Source organism: Mycobacterium mantenii, from assembly GCF_001667865.1.
GTDB classification, from domain to species: Bacteria; Actinomycetota; Actinomycetes; order Mycobacteriales; family Mycobacteriaceae; genus Mycobacterium; species Mycobacterium mantenii_A.
In genome coordinates, this window is record NZ_LZJP01000060.1 from 125,701 (window position 1) to 145,048 (window position 19,348).

The 19,348-nt window shown below is 66.4% G+C and carries 15 protein-coding genes and 1 tRNA gene; 12 read left to right on the forward strand and 4 right to left on the reverse strand.

Annotation, left to right across the window (positions count from 1 at the left end; translation table 11 throughout):
* The first annotated feature begins 96 nt into the window (after nucleotides 1–96).
* The 5 genes from A5688_RS09740 (at nucleotide 97) to A5688_RS09760 (ending at nucleotide 5,465) form a co-directional block, all read left to right on the forward strand.
* Nucleotides 97–2,769, forward strand: coding sequence for an FHA domain-containing protein (locus A5688_RS09740; RefSeq protein WP_207546635.1), 2,673 nt, complete (start codon nucleotides 97–99; stop codon nucleotides 2,767–2,769).
* Nucleotides 2,770–2,865: 96 nt separating this feature from the next.
* The gene (locus tag A5688_RS09745; RefSeq protein WP_067828609.1) at nucleotides 2,866–3,306 is read left to right on the forward strand and encodes a DUF402 domain-containing protein; all 441 of its coding nucleotides are present in this window, start codon (nucleotides 2,866–2,868) and stop codon (nucleotides 3,304–3,306) included.
* Between the two features lie 36 nt (nucleotides 3,307–3,342).
* The gene (gene ligD, locus A5688_RS09750; RefSeq protein WP_067908263.1) at nucleotides 3,343–4,233 is read left to right on the forward strand and encodes a non-homologous end-joining DNA ligase; all 891 of its coding nucleotides are present in this window, start codon (nucleotides 3,343–3,345) and stop codon (nucleotides 4,231–4,233) included.
* Nucleotides 4,226–5,002, forward strand: a complete 777-nt coding sequence (locus tag A5688_RS09755) for an Fpg/Nei family DNA glycosylase (protein WP_067908266.1) — start codon at nucleotides 4,226–4,228, stop codon at nucleotides 5,000–5,002. The genes ligD and A5688_RS09755 overlap by 8 nt, the downstream gene beginning before the upstream one ends.
* Before the next feature lie 46 nt (nucleotides 5,003–5,048).
* Nucleotides 5,049–5,465, forward strand: a complete 417-nt coding sequence (locus A5688_RS09760) for a hypothetical protein (RefSeq protein WP_067908269.1) — start codon at nucleotides 5,049–5,051, stop codon at nucleotides 5,463–5,465.
* Nucleotides 5,466–5,516: 51 nt separating this feature from the next.
* Here the strand turns inward: A5688_RS09760 and coaE are convergent, their stop codons facing one another.
* The 3 genes from coaE to polA all read right to left on the reverse strand — a co-directional run bounded on the left by coaE (nucleotide 5,517) and on the right by polA (nucleotide 11,087).
* Nucleotides 5,517–6,731 (reverse strand): dephospho-CoA kinase, encoded by a 1,215-nt coding sequence (gene coaE, locus A5688_RS09765; RefSeq protein WP_067828618.1) that lies wholly within the window; start codon nucleotides 6,729–6,731, stop codon nucleotides 5,517–5,519.
* Between the two features lie 18 nt (nucleotides 6,732–6,749).
* Entirely contained in the window at nucleotides 6,750–8,189 is a 1,440-nt protein-coding gene (gene rpsA / locus A5688_RS09770; RefSeq protein ID WP_067828620.1) for a 30S ribosomal protein S1, read from the reverse strand.
* A 237-nt stretch (nucleotides 8,190–8,426) separates the two neighbouring features.
* Nucleotides 8,427–11,087, reverse strand: a complete 2,661-nt coding sequence (gene polA, locus A5688_RS09775; protein ID WP_165606880.1) for a DNA polymerase I — start codon at nucleotides 11,085–11,087, stop codon at nucleotides 8,427–8,429.
* 164 nt (nucleotides 11,088–11,251) lie between these two features.
* On the opposite strand from polA, the gene A5688_RS09780 reads away from it, so the two are divergent.
* Both A5688_RS09780 and A5688_RS09785 read left to right on the forward strand, forming a co-directional pair.
* Nucleotides 11,252–11,737, forward strand: a complete 486-nt coding sequence (locus A5688_RS09780; protein WP_067908275.1) for a Zn-ribbon domain-containing OB-fold protein — start codon at nucleotides 11,252–11,254, stop codon at nucleotides 11,735–11,737.
* Nucleotides 11,737–12,945 carry a lipid-transfer protein gene (locus tag A5688_RS09785; protein ID WP_067908278.1) on the forward strand — a complete coding sequence of 403 codons (1,209 nt, stop codon included), beginning with the start codon at nucleotides 11,737–11,739 and terminating at the stop codon, nucleotides 12,943–12,945. The genes A5688_RS09780 and A5688_RS09785 overlap by 1 nt, the downstream gene beginning before the upstream one ends.
* Before the next feature lie 120 nt (nucleotides 12,946–13,065).
* Here A5688_RS09785 and A5688_RS09790 read toward each other — a convergent pair whose 3' ends face one another.
* A complete protein-coding gene (locus tag A5688_RS09790) occupies nucleotides 13,066–13,683 on the reverse strand; it encodes an ANTAR domain-containing response regulator (RefSeq protein ID WP_067828628.1) in 618 nt (205 codons plus the stop codon).
* Between the two features lie 112 nt (nucleotides 13,684–13,795).
* On the opposite strand from A5688_RS09790, the gene A5688_RS09795 reads away from it, so the two are divergent.
* From A5688_RS09795 to cydB, 5 genes are all read left to right on the forward strand, one after another.
* A tRNA-Leu gene (locus tag A5688_RS09795) sits at nucleotides 13,796–13,872 on the forward strand.
* 853 nt (nucleotides 13,873–14,725) lie between these two features.
* The gene (locus A5688_RS09805) at nucleotides 14,726–16,057 is read left to right on the forward strand and encodes an adenylate/guanylate cyclase domain-containing protein (RefSeq protein ID WP_067908281.1); all 1,332 of its coding nucleotides are present in this window, start codon (nucleotides 14,726–14,728) and stop codon (nucleotides 16,055–16,057) included.
* A gap of 45 nt (nucleotides 16,058–16,102) precedes the next feature.
* Nucleotides 16,103–16,684 carry an HdeD family acid-resistance protein gene (locus A5688_RS09810; RefSeq protein ID WP_120312392.1) on the forward strand — a complete coding sequence of 194 codons (582 nt, stop codon included), beginning with the start codon at nucleotides 16,103–16,105 and terminating at the stop codon, nucleotides 16,682–16,684.
* Between the two features lie 88 nt (nucleotides 16,685–16,772).
* Nucleotides 16,773–18,245 carry a cytochrome ubiquinol oxidase subunit I gene (locus tag A5688_RS09815; RefSeq protein ID WP_067908284.1) on the forward strand — a complete coding sequence of 491 codons (1,473 nt, stop codon included), beginning with the start codon at nucleotides 16,773–16,775 and terminating at the stop codon, nucleotides 18,243–18,245.
* A gap of 31 nt (nucleotides 18,246–18,276) precedes the next feature.
* Entirely contained in the window at nucleotides 18,277–19,317 is a 1,041-nt protein-coding gene (gene cydB / locus A5688_RS09820) for a cytochrome d ubiquinol oxidase subunit II (RefSeq protein ID WP_067908287.1), read from the forward strand.
* The last annotated feature ends 31 nt before the right edge of the window (nucleotides 19,318–19,348 follow it).

Below are 19,348 nucleotides of genomic sequence, written 5' to 3' on the forward strand. Positions count from 1 at the left end.
GGCTATGAAAGCGCTATGAGTGGCCGAATCGAAACAAAGCGAAGTCACAGCTGGGTCTAATAGAGCGCACTGCCGACGCGGGCCGATACTTGAGTAGTGACTCGACCCGCCCCGCCCATCCTGACAATTCGGCATGACGGGTCCCAACGATCCTTCGCGGCCGGCCACGAGGTGGTCGTCGGACGCGACGCGCAGGCCGATGTGCGCATCGCCGATCCGCGAATCTCACGCGCGCATCTGATCCTGCGGTTCGATCAAGGCCGTTGGCTGGCGATCGACAACGGCTCGCTGAACGGGACCTACCTCAACGGTTACCGGATGCCCGTCGTCGACATTCACGACGGCCAGAGCATTCACGTCGGGAACCCCCAAGGTCCGCGCCTGACCTTCGCGATCGGGCCCCGGCAGGGCCATGCCGGCCATCCGCCCCGGACCCGGCCGAGCCACGATTCCGGGCCGCCGACCGTGGCGTGGTCCGCGCTTGCCGAGCAAACGAATCCGACACGTCCCCCGCACGGCCGCGCCGGGAACCAGAACAGGGGGCCGGCCCGCGGCGGTCCGCAGGCGGCGCCGTCGCGGCCCGTGCCACCCCGGCAGCCGGCGAGACCGCCGCGAGGCACGCCACCCGAGCAGCTGACCGTCATCGACCCCGGCTCGCCGGCAAGGCTGCAGGTCACACCGCCCGTCCCGGGCGAAACCGGCGCACCGGCCCAGGCATCGCCAACGCCCGCAGCGGAATTCACCGTGATCGACACCAAGACGGCCGACGTGTCGAACCTGGCGACGCGTTTTGTGAAATTGCTCTCGCCGCGGGCGTCGTCGGCAGCGGGCACGGCCGGCGCCATGACGATCGGCCGTGCCGCCGAGAACGACATCGTCGTCACCGACGTCCTGGCGTCACGCCAGCACGCCACCCTGGTGCCCACCCAGCTGGGCACCGAGATCCGGGACAACAGCGTCAACGGAACGTTCGTCAACGGCACCCGGGTCGGGTCGGCCATCCTGTCCGAGAACGACATCGTCACCATCGGCAATGTCGACCTGGTGTTCCGCGACGGCACCCTGATCGAGCACGGCGGCGCCGCCTCCCGCACCGGCGGTCTCGAAGTGCGCAACGTCTCCTACGTCGTCGACAACAACAAGCAACTGCTGGACGACATCTCGCTGATCGCGCGCCCCGGCACGCTGACCGCGGTGATCGGCGGCTCGGGCGCCGGGAAGAGCACGCTGGCCCGGCTCATCGCCGGCTACACCACCCCGACGTCGGGCTCGGTGACGTTCGAGGGCCACAACATTCACGCCGAATACGCGTCGCTGCGCAGCAGGATCGGCATCGTGCCGCAGGACGACGTGGTGCATCGCCAGCTGACTATCAACCAGGCGCTGGGCTACGCCGCCGAGCTGCGGTTGCCGCCCGACACCGGCAAGGCGGACCGCGCGAGGGTCGTCGCCCAGGTGCTAGAGGAACTCGACCTGACCAAGCATGCCGACACCCGGGTCGAGAAGCTGTCCGGCGGGCAGCGCAAACGCGCCTCGGTGGCGCTCGAGCTGCTGACCGGGCCGTCGCTTCTGATCCTCGACGAGCCGACCTCGGGTCTGGACCCGGCCCTGGATTTGCAGGTCATGACGATGCTTCGCCAGCTGGCCGACGCCGGTCGGGTCGTGCTGGTGGTGACGCACTCGCTGTCCTATCTGGACGTGTGCGACCAGGTGTTGCTGATGGCCCCCGGCGGCAAGACGGCCTACTGCGGCTCGCCCGACCAGATCGGTGGGGCGATGGGCACCACCAACTGGGCGAAGATCTTCACCCAGGTTGGTGCCGACCCGGAGGAAGCCAACCGCCGCTTCCTGGAACAAAACGAGGCCCAGAAGCGGCCCGAGAAGTACCTGCCGGACAAGACCGACGAGCCGAGCAGCCTCGGCGAACCGGTGCACACCAGCGTGCGGCGCCAGATCTCGACGATCGCCCGCCGCCAGGTCCGCCTGGTGATCGCCGACCGCGCCTACTTCATCTTTCTGGCGCTGCTGCCGTTCATCCTCGGCTCGCTGTCCCTGACCGTTCCGGGCAGCAACGGATTTCACGTTCCCGCGGCCAACGCGGGCACACCCGACGAGGCCGCGCAGATACTGGCCCTGCTGATGCCGGCCGCGGCATTCATGGGCACCGCCTTGACAATTCGCGACCTGGTCGGCGAGCGCGCCATCTTCCAGCGCGAGCAGGCGGTGGGCTTGTCCACCACCGCCTACCTGCTCGCCAAGAGCGCGGTGTTCTGCGGGTTCGCGATACTGCAGTCGGCGATCGTCACCGCGATCGTGGTGATCGGCAAGGGCGCCCCGGCGCGCGGCGGTGTGTTGTTCGGCCATTCGACCGTCGGGGCCACCGTCGAACTGTTCGCCACCGTGGCGGCGACGTGCGTCGCCTCGGCCATACTGGGCCTGGCGATTTCGTCGCTGGTTCGGTCCAGCGAGCAGATCATGCCGCTGTTCGTGGTGACGGTGATGGCACAGCTGGTGCTGTGCGGCGGGATGGTCCCGGTGACCGGCCGGCTCGGTTTGAACCAGCTGTCGTGGGCGATGCCGGCGCGTTGGGGTTACGCCGCGGCCTCGTCGACGGTGGACCTGCGGCACCTGGTGCCCGATTCGCTGCTCTCCCAGGATCGGTTCTGGCAACACACCTCGAAGATCTGGCTGCTCGACATGGGCATGCTGGCCGCGCTGTCGCTCTTCTACGCCGGCTTCGTGCGATGGAAGATCCGATTGCGCCGGTGAGGAATAGCCCGGCAGCGGTAGGGTGAGCTCATTCACCCGCCCAAGCACGAGACGTTCGACCTGCTGGCCCGCACGAACACCGATCCCAAGGGCATCGTGCGGGCCGTCGACGAGTACGCGGTGCATCCGTGGGGCCTCTACGTCGCCCGCCCCACGCCCGGTCGCGCCCAGTTCCATTACCTCGAGTCGTGGCTGCTGCCGTCGTTGGGCTTGCGCGCCACGGTCTTTCACTTCAATCCCGGGTACGAGCGCGACCATGACCAGTACCTGGATGTGGGCGAATACCTACCCGGCCCCAACGTGTGGCATTCCGAAGACCATTACCTGGATATCGAAGTCCGCACCGGCGCCGGAGCCGAACTCACCGATGTCGACGAGTTGCTGGATGCCGTCCGCCACGGCCTGCTGAGTCCGGAGGCCGCCGAGCGGGCGGTGCGACGCGCCGTCGCCGCGGTCGATGGGTTGGCCCGCAACGGCTATGACCTGTCGCGGTGGCTTGCGCACCACGGCATCGAGCTGACGTGGCGCGAACGCTAGCAGTTTCCTCGATCCGACGGTGGGTATGCCCTTCGCATGTCCCAGCGCGGCGTCGAGATCACCCACCCGGACCGGGTGCTGTTTCCGGCCGATGGGATCACGAAGGCCGATCTCGTCGCCTACTACACCGAAGTGGCCGACACCATGCTGCCGCACCTGCGCGGCCGACCGCTCAACGTGCAGAGGTTTCCCCGCGGCATCGGTGAAACCGGGTTCATCCAGCAGGATTACGCCGACGCGCTGCCGGAGTGGATGGGCCGCGTCCAAGTCACCAAAGAGGGCGGAACGGTGGTGCACGCGGTGGCTGAACGCCGAGAGGCGTCGCGGTGGCTGGCCAATCAGAACGCCATCACGCTGCACGCGTGGCAGTCGCGGCGAGAGCATCTCGACAAGCCCGACCGGCTGGTCTTCGACCTCGACCCGTCCGACAGCGACTTCGCGGTGGTGCGGGCGACGGCTCACGCCACCGCCGGGGTGCTGCACGACCTCGGCCTGGCACACTACCTTCAGACCACTGGATCGCGCGGGCTACACGTCGTCGTGCCGCTGCGGGCCGACACCGACTTCGACAGCGTGCGCGAATTCGCCCGGGGCGTAGCCGAAGTGGTGGTCGCCGACGACCCCGAACACCGAACCGTAGAGGCCCGCAAGGACAAGCGCGGCGAACGGGTGTATCTGGACATCATGCGAAACGCGTACGCGCAGACCGCGGTGGCACCGTATTCGGTACGGGCCCGCGCGGGCGCCCCGGTGGCGACGCCGCTGGAGTGGGAGGAGCTGGACACCCGGCAACTGCGCGCCGACCGGTTCACCATCCGCGACATTTCCAAACGACTTGCCGGACAACCCGATCCGTGGGCAAACATGTCTCGGCATGCCCGCTCGCTGACGGGTCCGATGAAGCGGCTGGCGGCATCGAGTGCCTGAACTCCCCGACGTGGAAGGATTCCGGCGTCAGCTGGCGAACACGCTGCCGCGACGCCGGATTCAGCGGGTGCGGGTCCACGACCCGGGAATTCTGCGCAACGCCTCCGCCGCCACGCTCACCCGTCGCCTCACCGGCCACCGCTTCACGGCGCCGCGCCGGCACGGCAAATGGCTGATCCTGCCCACCGACGGTCCGGTGCTGGTGATTCACAGCGGCATGACCGGACACCCGTACTTCGCCGCCGCGGGCGCCGAGCCGGAGAAGTATGAACGGCTGGTGGTGTCGCTCGACAAAGGCGAACTGCGCTACGCCGACCTGCGCAAGCTGCGCGGGGTGTGGTTGGCCGGCCACCAGGACGACCTCGCACAGATCACCGGCCCGCAGGGGCCCGACGCGCTGGGCCTTGGCCTGCGAGACTTCCGTGACGCCCTCACCGGGCGTAAGGGTCGGCTGAAGCCGACGCTCACGGACCAGTCGGTGATCGCCGGGCTCGGCAATCTGCTGGCCGACGAAATCTGCTGGCGGGCCAAGATACGGCCCACCCGCACGGTTGCGGGGTTGGACGACGACGACGTGAAGAGCTTGCATCGGGCGATGACGCAGGTGCTGCGCACCGCGGTGCGACACGGCCGGGTGCCGGGCCTGGCGCGCTGGCTCACCGGGGCGCGTGACGAACCGGACCCGCACTGCCCACGCTGCGGCACGCGCCTTCAACACGCCGCGGTCGGTGGCCGGACGACGCTGTGGTGTCCGCGCTGCCAGCCTTAGACCAAACCCTGGTTCGAAAATAACGCTGGCTGTAATGTCAGCGGCTATGAGCTGCACAGGCCGCAGGCTACTGCCGATCGTCGCGGTGGTGGTCGTCGCCGCCGGCTTCCTGCCGAATCCGGCACCGGCACGGGCGGATCTGCACAACATCACCTACCGTGCCCGGGTCGACGCGCTGACGACCGGCAGCCAGGCCACCTTCATCATCAACGGCGGCCAGACGAATACCACCAACCTGCCTTCCATGCCCGGCAACGTTTTCGAGGCCAACACGGTGCTACCCGACCCAGCGCAAGCCGGTCTGCGGATCGTGCTTCATTTCCCGTACGCGGCCAATGTGCACTGCGAGATCGACGCCGACGACAACGTTTTCGTCCAGTCCGACCAGATGGTCAGACCGGTGGCCGGTAACGGCGATCCCAACAACGGCGCGCTGGCCTGCGGCGCGCCCATGCCGGGCTAGGGGCGATCGCAAGCGCGGCGAAGCCGGGCGCAGCGGGTCGCCACCATCGGGCTAGGGCTTCCAGCCGGTCGAGTCGGCCCACTCCCAGGCCCGCCGGTAGGCGTCGAGCAACCACGGCTCTTTGGCCTCGACATAGGCCGCGTTGGCTCCGCCACCGCCCTTTTCGGCGGCGCGCTTGACGTTCAGATAGTCGGCGCGGGCGTCGGGATTGGCCGTCAACCAGGCCACGAACAGCAGGGCGAACTGCTGGTTGGGCCAACCATCGACCCGGATATGCACATTGGTGGGCCGACCGGGATCGGCTGAGGCGTGAATCCGCTTGGACCACAACGCCGGATCGCCCTTGTGGTCGTAGCCGTCGACGGTACTGCGGGCATCGTCCTTGGCGACGTCTTCGGCGATGTGCTCGATGCGAGGGTAACCGGCGGACAGCAACGGCTCGGCGAGTTCGTCGGCGACGGCCAAAGATTCGACGGTGATCTGCATGTCGATGACATCCTTGGCCGGAAGGTCCGGCACCGCGGTCGAGCCGATGTGGTCGACGCGCAACGCCCGGTGACCGCAGCTTGTCTTCAGGCGGTTGAGGATTCGCTGCGCCTGGTCCGCCCAACTCGGGTCGTGCGGCACCAACCGGGCCGGGGCCGGGGCGATCCGCCGCGCGCTCAGGTTGTGCGCGAACGGCAGTATCCGGCTATCCCACAGATCGTGGGCCCGTTGCACCAACTCCTCCGGGCTGCCGGAGTTGTCCACCCAGATGTCGGCGACCGCGCGGCGCTGCTCGTCGCTGGCCTGCGCGGCGATCCTGGCGCGGGCGTCGGATTCGGGCATGCCGCGTTGATCGACCAGCCGCCGCAGCCGCACCTCGACGTCGGCGTAGACGATGACCACGAGCGGGAACAGCGGCGCCATCCCGGACTCCACCAGAAGCGGAATGTCCTCGACCACAACGGAATCCCCGGGCACCGAGGCGATGATCTCCGAACGGCGATTGCCCACCAGCGGGTGGACAATCCCGTTCAGCTTCTTGCGTGCCTCGTCGTCACGAAAAGCCTTGGCGGCCAACGCCGGTCGATCCAGCGATCCGTCCGGCAACAGGATGTCGCCGCCGAACGCCTCCACCAGCGCCGCCAGCCCCTCGGTGCCCGGCTGGACCACCTCACGCGCGATGACATCCCCGTCGACAATGACGGCGCCGCATTGCGCGAACGTGGACGACAACGCCGACTTGCCGGCGCCGATGCCGCCGGTCAGCCCGATCCGCAGCATGACGTGGTCAGGAAAACGTCACGCGTTGCCGGCGAGTTTCTCCCGCAGAGCGGCCAATTGGGCATCGCTGGCCAGCGATCCGCCCGCCTTCTCCTCACGCGCACCGCCGTTGCCCGGCGTCTGCTCGGCGTGCCCGGCAGCCTCGGCCGCGGCGAACTTCTCCATCTGCGCGGTGTGCATCTTGTGCCGGCGCTCGGCCTCGGCGTAGCGGGCCTCCCACTCGGCGCGCTGCTTCTCGAAGCCCTCGAGCCATTCGTTGGTCTCGGAGTCGAAGCCCTCGGGGAAGATGTAGTTGCCCTGCTCGTCGTAGCTGTCGGCCATGCCGTACTTCGCCGGGTCGAACTCGTCGGTGTAGTCCTCGTTGGCCTGCTTGAGCGACAACGAGATCCGGCGACGCTCCAGGTCGATGTCGATCACCTTGACCATCGCGTCGTCGCCGACGGCGACCACCTGGTCGGGGACTTCCACGTGGCGCTCCGCCAGCTCGGAGATGTGCACCAGGCCCTCGATGCCCTCCTCGACGCGCACGAACGCACCGAACGGAACCAGCTTGGTGACCTTGCCCGGCACGATCTGACCGATGGCGTGGGTGCGGGCGAAGTGGCGCCATGGGTCTTCCTGAGTCGCCTTCAGCGACAACGAAACCCGCTCGCGGTCCATGTCGACGTCGAGCACCTCGACGGTGACCTCGTCGCCGACCTGCACGACCTCGGACGGGTGGTCGATGTGCTTCCAGGACAGCTCGGAGACGTGCACCAGACCATCCACACCGCCGAGGTCGACGAACGCGCCGAAGTTGACGATGGAGGACACGACACCCTTGCGGATGGCGCCCTTCTGCAGCTGGTTGAGGAATTCGCTGCGCACCTCGGACTGGGTCTGCTCCAGCCAGGCGCGACGGCTCAGCACCACGTTGTTGCGGTTCTTGTCCAGCTCGATGATCTTGGCCTCGATCTCCTTGCCGATGTACGGCTGCAGATCGCGGACGCGGCGCATCTCGACCAGCGAGGCGGGCAGGAAGCCGCGCAACCCGATGTCGAGGATCAGGCCACCCTTGACCACCTCGATGACGGTGCCCTTGACGGCCTCGTCCTTCTCCTTGAGCGCCTCGATGGTGCCCCAGGCGCGCTCGTACTGCGCGCGCTTCTTGGACAGGATCAGGCGGCCCTCTTTGTCCTCCTTGGTGAGAACCAGGGCCTCGACCTCATCACCGACGGAAACGACCTCGTTGGGGTCGACATCGTGCTTGATGGAGAGCTCGCGGGCGGGGATGACCCCTTCGGTCTTGTAGCCGATATCGAGGAGCACCTCGTCCCGGTCCACTTTGACGATCGTGCCCTCGACGATGTCGCCATCGTTGAAGTACTTGATCGTTTTGTCTATTGCGGCGAGAAAATCCTCGCTCGAGCCAATGTCGTTGACGGCTACTTGCGGCGAGGTGACGGCGGGACTCGGCATATTGTTGGGTTGCTCCGGACAGGTTGGGTCGTAGGGACAATTCTTGGATTTACCTGTCGAGGCTACTCGACTAGGCACACGCTGGCCAAACTCAGCGCCGTCGACTCTGGCCGACCGGTTGCCCCGTGGGTGACGCCACGGCGACTTTCCGGTGACTTTTTACCGCGACGTCTCCCCCGGCGACCGTGTGAGCAGCCGATACACCCCGCGGTGCGCGGCACCGGCCGGATCGCGACGCTAATGCGCGGCGGCGTCCCATGAGCGGCCGTAGCCCACCGAAACCTCCAGCGGCACGTCGAGCGGGTAGGCGCCGCCCATCTTGTCGCGTGCCAGCGCTTCGAGCTGTTCCCGCTCGCCGGGCGCGACCTCGAACAGCAGCTCGTCGTGCACCTGCAGCAGCATCCGGGACGAAAGCCCGGCGTCTTTGATCGCCTTGTCGACTTCGAGCATCGCCACCTTGATGATGTCGGCCGCGCTGCCCTGGATGGGCGCGTTGAGCGCGGCCCGCTCGGCGGCCTCCCGCACCTGACGGTTGCTGCTGTCGAGTTCGGGGAGATAGCGACGACGCCCGAAGACCGTCGACGTATAGCCGTCCTTGCGGGCCTGGTCCACGACGTTCATCAGATAGTCGCGCACGCCGCCGAACCGGGCGAAGTAGGCGTCCATCTGCTCCTTGGCTTCCTCGGTGGAGATCTTCAACTGCTGCGAAAGCCCGTAGGCGCTCAACCCGTACGCCAGCCCGTAGGACATGGCCTTGACCCGCCGGCGCAGCTCCGGGGTGACCTCCTCGATCGGCACGCCGAACGCCCGCGACGCGACGAACGAATGCAGGTCCTCCCCGGTGTTGAACGCCTCGATGAGGCCCTCGTCCTTGGACAGGTGGGCCATGATCCGCATCTCGATCTGGCTGTAGTCGGCCGTCATCAGCTCGCTGTAGCCGTCGCCGACGACGAACGCGTCGCGGATCCGCCGGCCCGCCTCGGTGCGGATCGGGATGTTCTGCAGGTTCGGCTCGGTCGACGACAGCCGGCCCGTCGCCGCGATGGTCTGGTTGAACGTGGTGTGGATGCGCCCGTCCGAGGCCACCGAATTCAGCAAGCCGTCGACGGTGACCTTGAGCCGGGTCGCGTCGCGGTGGGTCAGCAGATGCTGCAGGAACGGATGGCCGGTCTTGTCGAACAGCGATTGCAGGGCGTCCGCGTCGGTGGTGTAGCCGGTCTTGGTGCGCTTGGTCTTCGGCATCTCCAGCTCGTCGAAAAGCACCGCCTGCAACTGTTTTGGCGAGCCCAGGTTGATCTGCTTGCCGATCACCGCGTACGCCGCCTCGGCCGCGTCGCGGATCTGCTGGGCGAAATCGCTTTGCAGCTCGCCCAGCAGGTCCAAATCGACTGCGATGCCTGCGTTTTCCATGCCCGCCAGCACCGCCTGCACCGGCAGCTCCATGCCGCCCAACAGTGACGTGGAGTTGATGCGGGCCAGCTCCTCGTCCAGCGCGTCGGCCAGATCCAGCACGGCCACGGCGCGCAGGATCAGCGTCTGCACCGCCTGGTCGTCGGTGCCCTCGGTGTCGTCGAGCAACGAAAGCTGTTGCTGCTCAGGGTTGTCGGCGCGCAACTCGCGGCGCAGGTAGCGCAGCGAAAGGTCGTCGAGGGAGAAGCTGCGCTGACCGGGGCGCACCAGGTAGGCGGCCAGCGCGGTGTCGGAGGTGACGCCGGCCAGCGTCCAGCCGCGCCCGGCCAGGTCGTGCATCGCGAGCTTGGCTTCGTGCAGCGCCTTGGGCGGGCCCGGGTCGGCCAGCCACGACGCCAGCGCCGCTTCGTCTTCGGGATCCAGCATCGCGGTGTCGATGTAGCGGCCCTCGCCGTCGGCGGACACGATGGCCAGCGCGGTGGCGTCGGCGTCGTAGGCCAGGTGGGTACCGACGACGGCCAGACCGAACCGCTTTCCCGAGCTGTGCTCGGCCAGCCAGACGGCCAGTTCGCCGGCTTGCAGGGCGCCGCCGCGCACGTCGAAACCCTCGTCGACCTCGGGCTCCACCGCGGCCAGGGTTTCGAACAGGCGGTCGCGCAGCACCCGGAACTCCAGGTCGTCGAAGAGCCGGTGGATCTGGTCGCGATCCCACGGCTGCAGCCGCAGCGTGTCCGGGGTTTGCGCCAGCGGCACGTCTTTGACGAGATCGGTCAGCTCGCGGTTGCGGATGACGCTGGCCAGATGCTCGCGCAGCGCGTCGCCGACCTTGCCGCGCACCGAGTCGACGTTGTCGACCAGCCCCTGCAGCGACCCGTATTCGCCGATCCATTTGGAGGCTGTCTTCTCCCCCACACCCGGGATGCCGGGCAGGTTGTCGCTGGGGTCGCCGCGCAGCGCGGCGAAGTCGGGGTACTGCTGGGGCGTCAGCCCGTACTTCTCGACGACGGCATCCGGGGTGAAGCGGGTCAACTCGCTGACCCCCTTGCGGGGATACAGCACCGTCACACTGTCGCTGACCAACTGCAGCGAGTCGCGGTCTCCGGTGACCACCAGTACGCGGTAGCCCTCCTTTTCGGCCTGCGTTGCCAGCGTGGCGATGAGATCGTCGGCCTCGAAACCCTCCTCGGCGAGCACGGTGATTCCCAACGCCGCCAGGACTTCTTTGGTGATGTCGATCTGGCCACGAAACTCGTCCGGAGTCGCCGACCGATTGGCCTTGTACTCCGGATAGCGCTCGGAGCGGAAGGTCTGCCGAGACACGTCGAACGCCGCGGCGATATGGGTCGGGGCTTCGTCGCGCAGCAGGTTGATCAGCATGGCGGTGAAGCCGTAGACCGCGTTGGTGGTCAGCCCGCCGCGGGTCTTGAAGTTCTCGGCGGGCAGCGCATAGAACGCCCGGAACGCCAGCGAGTTGCCATCCAGCAGCATGAGCGTCGGCGCGGTTTGTTCCTCGCTGGCCTTGGTAGGGGTTTTCGTGGCGGGCACGGGTCTCACTCTAGGCACCCGGTGTGACGAACCGGGCAGGCCAACCGTGCCACCAGCAGAACTGCAACACGTTTCAGTTTTGGGTTTGGGCTGGGTAGTCTGGCCCAGTGCCAGAGGTCACCAGTCAAGAACCCGCGATCGATGGATGGTTCGCCACCGATGACGCCGGAAATCCCCGCCTGATCGGCAGCAAGTGCCCCGAATGCGGAACGTACGTCTTCCCGCCGCGGGAGAACAACTGCCCCAACCCGGCCTGCGCCAGCGACACCCTAGAGTCCGTCGCGTTGTCGAGCCGGGGAACGCTGTGGAGCTACACCGAAAACCGGTACCCGCCACCCGCGCCCTACCCGGCGGCGGACCCCTTCGAGCCGTTCGCCATCGCCGCCGTGGAATTGGCCCACGAGGGCATCATCGTGCTCGGCAAGGTGGTCGAGGGCACGCTGGCGGCCGACCTGAAGGTCGGCATGGAGATGGAACTGACCACGATGCCGCTGTTCACCGACGACGACGGCGTGGAACGCATCGTGCACGCCTGGAGGACCGCGAACGCCGGCGACGATGCAAAGCGCAGCGATGAGGAGGAGCGGCGATAATGACGACGAGCACACCCGAACCGCTCTACATCCTCGGCGCCGGGATGCACCCGTGGGGCAAATGGGGCCGCGACTTCACCGAATACGGCGTGGTCGCCGCGCGCGCCGCGCTAGCCGAGGCGGGACTGGACTGGCAGCAGATCCAGCTGGTCGCCGGCGCCGACACCATCCGCAACGGCTACCCGGGCTTCATCGCGGGGTCGACGTTCGCGCAGAAGCTGGGCTGGAACGGCGTGCCGGTCAGCTCCAGCTACGCCGCGTGTGCCAGCGGTTCGCAGGCGCTGCAGAGCGCTCGCGCTCACATCCTGGCCGGCTTCTGCGATGTCGCGCTGGTGATCGGCGCCGACACCACCCCGAAGGGGGCGTTCGCCCCCGTCGGCGGCGAGCGCAAGAACGACCCGGACTGGCAGCGGTTCCACTTGATCGGCGCGATGAACCCGGTGTACTTCGCGTTGCTCGCGCGGCGCCGGATGGACCTCTACGGCGCGACGTCCGAGGACTTCGCGGCGGTGAAGGTGAAGAACTCCCAGCATGGTCTGCAGAACCCGAATGCCCGCTACCGCAAGGAATCTTCGGTCGAGGACGTGCTGGCCAGCCCGGTGGTGTCCGACCCGCTGCGGCAGCTCGACATCTGCGCCACCTCCGACGGCGCCGCGGCGCTGATCGTGGCCAGCGCCGAGTTCGCCCGCAAGCACCTCGGCTCGCTCGAGGGCGTGCCGTCGGTGCGCGCGGTCAGCACGGTCACGCCGCAGTACCCGCAGCACCTGCCCGAATTGCCGGACATCGCAACGGATTCCACCGCGGTGGTGCCCGGGCCCGATCGGGTGTTCAAGGATCAGATCCTCGACGCGGCCTACGCCGAGGCGGGCATCGGGCCCGAGGACGTGAGCATGGCCGAGGTCTACGACCTGTCCACCGCGCTGGAGCTCGACTGGTACGAGCACCTGGGGTTGTGCCCCAAAGGTGAAGCCGAGCAGCTGTTGCGCAGCGGTGCGACCGCGATCGGCGGCCGGGTTCCGGTCAACCCGTCGGGCGGCCTGGCGTGCTTCGGCGAGGCGATTCCCGCGCAGGCCATCGCCCAGGTCTGCGAGTTGACCTGGCAGCTGCGCGGTCAGGCCACCGGCCGCCAGGTGGAGAACGCCACCGTGGGCGTCACTGCCAACCAGGGCCTGTTCGGCCACGGCTCGTCGGTGATCGTCGCCCGTTAGGGCCAACGGCCGTTGGCGATTACGGCCGCGCCTCACCTCGTTGCTGCCGTCGGCGTGTCGTCGCACTGAGCGCACACTCGACGCCGTGGCGTCACACTCGACGGGCTCAACGCTCGACGGTTAGGCGTCCTTCTGCGGGTCCAGGGTCTCCAGGACGACTTCGGCCACCCGCTTCATCGTGGTCCTGCGGTCCATGGCGGCCCGTTGAATCCACTTGAAGGCCTCGGGCTCGGTCATCCCCTGTTCGCTCTGCAGCAGGCCTTTCGCGCGCTCGACGAGCTTGCGGGTCTCCAACCGGTCGGACAACGAGGCCACCTCGCGTTCGAGCTCGGCGATCTCGCTGAAGCGGCTGACCGCCAATTCGATGGCCGGGATCAGGTCGCTGATGGTGAACGGCTTCACCAGGTACGCCATCGCCCCGGCGTCGCGCGCCCGTTCGACGAGATCGCGCTGGCTGAACGCGGTCAGCACCACGATCGGGGCGATGCGCTTGCTGGCTATCTCCGAAGCGGCGTCGATGCCGTCGCGGCGCGGCATCTTCACATCCATGATCACCAGGTCCGGCTGATGGCGCTCGGCCAGCTCGACGGCTTCCTGTCCGTCGCCGGCCTCACCGACGATCTCGTACCCCTCCTCTCGGAGCATCTCGGCGAGATCCATTCGGATGAGCGCTTCGTCTTCAGCGATCAGGACCCGGCGCGGCACAGCGGCGTCGGTGTCGGTCATGGGGCCTGTCATGACGGATATTGTGTCGTGAACGCCTCAGACCAGCGACCTCGGGGGCGGTGAGACGGGTGAGCACTCCTGATCCTCTATGGTGGGAGGCTGCCTCTAAGGTAAGAGGCCGCACGCCCTCGTATCCCAACTGGCAGAGGAAACGGATTCAAAACCCGTCCAGTGTGAGTTCGAATCTCACCGAGGGCACCAGTAACAACATCGGGGGTTGGCAAACACCTTCTCCTCGGAGCCTGCCCGCGATCCCGGTCCCGTGAGTGCCAGTTCGAAGCCGTGCGCGGTATCCGCGGCCCGCCATCCGGAGGGGCCATGTCGACGCCCCAGACGGACGTATACCGGTACCGAAGCTGCCACACCAGGGGCTCAGCCAAACCGACCGGTTTGCTGGTTGGATAAAACACGTTCCAACGGTATGGATTATCCCCTTTTTATAAACTGCGCGCAATTAAGCCGCCCCATTGCATTAGCAATAGCGCAATAGATGCGCGATGAATTCATCCCATTTTTCGGCACGCGTGCCGACGGCGACAGAAAAGCGGCCAGCAACGGCGTCCATCAAGTGGTCAAAGGCGCCGAAGCCCCGTTCATGCTCCGACCCCGGGCGCGCTCTCGAATCAAGCGAGGACACCGCCCGACAGGTGTAGCCGGATCAGTCGCCGAATGATCTGGTGATGCAGACCTGGTCTGACGCAGAGACATTCAGCCCCGTTGCATCGTTGCCGATGGAGTCGCCGGCGACCCGGAGTAGCCAACTCGGCTCGCTGCAGGCGGCGCTACAGCCGTCCATGAGCACCGCGGCGAGAGCCAGGATTAACGCAAGCACGAATCTTTTAAGACCCGCCATCAGGCACCCCTTAGTCGAGGCGAACACGTATCCAGCAGCCCCGCCGAACACGTGTTAAATAACCAAAACGAACGATGCGCAAACCCGATTACAACCCGATAACAGAGTTGTTATCAGACTTCCGAAACTTACGGAAGCGAAAACGGCAATATTGATGCCGCACTCGACAAACTTCCCTGCTCAGCGGTTAGGCTTACTCCCGTGGCGGCCAAGAAGTGTGGTGCCCCACCGAGATGGCCAGACGGCTCGTCGAAGCGCCCGGACTGCGTTGCCGCGGCGCGCAATCAGTCACGCGCCCGCAACCAGCACTACGCCGACAGCGCGGCGCGCCGGGCCCGGATCCTCACCATCGCCGCATGGCTGGCCGTGATGGTGAGCGTGAGCTTCGTCGTCGTGCAGATCGTCAGCGGAACCTGGTTGTGGCAGGTCAGCAGCATCAACGTCGTCGGCGCAATGGTCTTCGCGGCGGTTCCGTGGTTGCAGCGATTCGGGGAACTCATTGCTCCGCTTACCTTTCTGGTCGCGGCCTACGTCTCGGTGTTCGCCAGCTGCCTGGACGTGGGTACCGGCGCGGGCGCTCAGTTCTTCTTCCTGGTGGGCGCCTGCATAGTCGTGCTGTTGCTGGGCATCGAACACATCGTGTTGGCATCCGCCCTGGCGGCCGTCGCCGCCGGCCTGATCATCGCCGTTGAGTTCCTGGTCCCCCGCAGCACCGGATTGCAGCCGGCCTGGGTCCAGTCGACCGGCTTCGTCGTCACCGCGATCTCCAGCGTCGTGATGGTGGTCGTGACGCTGTGGTTCGCGTTGCGCGACACCGCCCGCGCCGAGGCGGTAATGGAATCCGAGTACCAGCGCTCGGAGGCGCTGCTGGCCAACATGTTGCCGGGCAGCATCGCCGAGCGTCTCAAGAGTGCCGAGCGAAACGTCATCGCCGACAAGTACGACGAGGCCTCCGTCCTGTTCGCCGACATCGTCGGCTTCACCGAACGCGCCAGCAGCACGGCGCCGGCGGATTTGGTGCGGTTCCTGGACCGGCTGTACACGGCCTTCGACGAACTGGTGGACAAACACGGACTGGAGAAGATCAAGGTCAGCGGCGACTCCTACATGGTGGTCAGCGGGGTTCCGCGGGCGCGGCCGGATCACGCCTTCGCTCTGGCCGACTTCGCACTCGACATGTCCAATGTTGCGGCGGCACTTAGTGATCCGCACGGCCACGCCGTCCCGCTGCGGATAGGTATGGCCTGCGGACCAGTCGTCGCCGGAGTCGTGGGTTCGCGCCGCTTCTTCTACGACGTGTGGGGCGACGCCGTCAACGTCGCGTCGCGGATGGAGTCCACCGATTCGGTGGGCCGAATTCAGGTGCCCGAGGCGATGTACCAGCGCCTCAAACACGAATTCGTGCTCCAGGAGCGCGGCCGCATCGAAATCAAGGGCAAGGGCGTCATGCGCACCTGGTACCTCATCGGCCGCAAGGCGGGTGAGGAACCCACCGACCTGCGTGCCGCAGATCCTCGCACGGTCCACGTCTGACCAAAGTCCCTGTACCGCGGCCCGCGTTTGTGCCAGACTTCGGCCATGACTATCTCCCCTGGCTCTCCTGGAACCCATCCCGTTCCAAGCCTGCTGCCGCATCTGTGGAAATCCGCTCTGCTGTCGGGAATTCTGTCTCTTGTCCTCGGTGTCCTGGTGCTGGCGTGGCCGGGAATTTCCATCCTGGTCGCCGCCGTCGCCTTCGGCGTTTATCTGTTGATAACCGGTGTCGCGCAGGTCATCTTCGCGTTCTCGCTTCATGTCTCGGCGGGTAGCCGGATCCTGCTGTTCATCAGTGGCGCAGCGTCATTGATCCTGGCGTTGCTGGCGTTCCGCCACTTCGGCAACGCAATCCTGCTGCTGGCCATCTGGATTGGCATCGGGTTCATCTTCCGCGGCGTTGCCACAACGATTTCGGCCGTCAGCGATCCAGGCCTGCCGGGCCGAGGATGGAACATCTTCGTCGGTGTGATCAGCCTGCTCGCCGGCATCGTCGTCCTGGCGTCACCGTTCCAATCGATCGTCACCCTGGCGATCGTGGTCGGCGCCTGGTTCGTGGTCATTGGGGTGTTCGAGATCATTTCGTCCTTCGGAATCCGCAAGGCGTCCAAAACCCTCACCAGCTGAGGAGGACGCCCGTAGCGCTGGCGCCGACTCATCTACTACACTCTGTCGTAGCCGTTGATCGGGCCTCCGCAGTCTCGGGAGATGACAGATGAATGTCGTCGATATTTCGCGGTGGCAGTTCGGTATCACTACCGTCTACCACTTCATCTTCGTGCCGCTCACGATCGGCTTGGCGCCGCTGCTCGCCATCATGCAAACGGTTTGGGTGGCAACCGGTAACACCGCCTGGTACCGGCTGACCAAATTCTTCGGCAAGCTGTTCCTGATCAACTTCGCCATCGGCGTGGCGACCGGGATCGTCCAGGAATTTCAGTTCGGCATGAACTGGAGTGAGTACTCCAAGTTCGTCGGCGACATCTTCGGTGCGCCACTGGCGATGGAGGGGCTGTTCGCCTTCTTCTTCGAATCCACGTTCATCGGCCTGTGGATCTTCGGCTGGAGTCGACTGCCGAAACTCATCCACCTGGCCTGCATCTGGATCGTGGCGTTCGGCGTCAACGCATCGGCGTTCTTCATCATCGCGGCGAACTCGTTCATGCAGCACCCGGTCGGCGCGCACTACAACCCCGCGACGCGGCGCGCCGAGCTGAATGACATCTTCGCGCTGCTGTCCAATAACACTGCGCAAGCGGCGTTTTCACACACCGTGACGGGGGCGCTGCTGGTTGCGGGCACCTTCGTCGCCGCGGTCAGCGCATGGTGGATGGTGCGCTCAGGCAAGCCCGGGTCCACCACCCCCGAAGCACAAACCGATGCCCGCACCATGTTTCGCCCCGCGGCCATCCTCGGATGCGGGGTGGTGCTGCTCGCCACGGTCGGCCTGTTCTTCACCGGTGACCGGCAGGGCAAGCTGATGTTCGTCCAGCAGCCGATGAAGATGGCCTCGGCGGAGGCCTTGTGCCACACGCAAACCGACCCCGACTTCTCGGTGCTGACGATCGGCACGCACAACAACTGCGGCAGCGTCGCCGAAGTGATCAAGGTGCATTACGTGCTGCCGTTCCTGGCCGAAGGCAAACTCAGCGGTGTGACGCTGCGCGGGGTGGACGATCTACAGCAGGAGTACCAGCAGCGCTTCGGAACCGACGACTACCGGCCCAACCTGTTCGTCACCTACTGGTCCTTCCGCGCGATGATCGGATTCCTGGCGATCCCGGTGCTGTTCGCCCTGACCGTGTTGTGGGTGACCCGTCGCGGGCGAACCCCCAAGAGCCGCTGGGTGTCCTGGTTCGCCCTGCTCACCATCCCCACGCCGTTTCTGGCCAACATCTCGGGTTGGGTGTTCACCGAGATGGGCCGCCAGCCATGGGTGGTGGCACCCAATCCCACTGGGGACCAATTGATTCGGATGACGGTTCGCGAGGGGGTGTCGCATCACGTGCCCGGCATTGTCATCACCTCCCTGGTGACCTTCACGCTCATCTACGCGGTGCTCGCGGTCCTCTGGTTCTTCCTGCTCAAGCGCTACGTCGTCGAGGGCCCGCTGGAGCACGACGCGGAACCGGCTCCCCCGCAGGCACCGAGCGACGACGAGGTGGCACCGCTGTCGTTCGCCTATTGACGGCTGACCGACACCGAAAGGAGTTGACACGGTGGGACTGCAGGAGTTGTGGTTTTGCATCATCGGTGTGCTGTTCCTGGGTTTCTTCATCCTCGAGGGCTTCGACTTCGGTGTCGGCATGCTGATGGAGCCGTTCGCGCGCGTCGGGATCGGAGAAGCCGAACCATTGCGCCGCACGGCCCTCAACACCATCGGGCCGGTCTGGGACGGCAACGAGGTCTGGCTGATCGTCGGCGGCGCAGCCATGTTCGCCGCCTTCCCCGGCTGGTACGCGTCCGTGTTCTCGACGCTGTACCTGCCGCTGCTGGCCATCCTGTTCGGCATGATCGTGCGCGCCGTGGCGATCGAGTGGCGCGGCAAGATCGACGACACGAAATGGCGCGGCTGGGCCGATGTCGGCATCGCGGCCGGCTCGTGGCTGCCGGCCATCTTGTGGGGTGTCGCGTTCGCGATCCTGGTGCGCGGGCTCCCGGTGCAGGCCGACGGCCACATTCAGCTGTCGATCACCGATGTGCTCAACGCGTACACGCTCTTGGGCGGCCTGGCCACCGCGGGGTTGTTCTTGTTCTACGGAGCGACCTTCGTGGCGTTGAAGACCTCCGGCGCCATCCGCGACGACGCGTACCGATTCGGGGTCTGGTTGTCGCTGCCGGTCACCGGATTGGTTGCGGGCTTTGGACTTTGGACGCAACTGGCTTATGGCAAAGACTGGACGTGGCTGGTGCTGGCCGTGGCGGTGGTGGCGCAACTGGCGGCGGTGCTGCTGGTGTGGCGGCGCGCGTCCGACGGCTGGGCGTTCACCTGCGTCGCGCTGGTGGTCGCGGCCGTGGTGATCCTGCTCTTCGGCGCGCTGTATCCGAACCTGGTGCCCTCGACGCTGAACAGGCAATGGAGCCTGACCATCTACAACGTCTCCTCCACCCACTACACCCTCAAGGTGATGACCTGGGTGACGGCGTTCATGGCCCCGCTCACCGTGGTGTACCAAGCCTGGTCGTATTGGATCTTCCGGCAACGGATCTCGGCTGACCGGATACCGGCGCCGATCGGTCTGGCAAGGCGCGCGTCCTGAGCGGTACCGACCGCACCAGCCGTGCGCCACT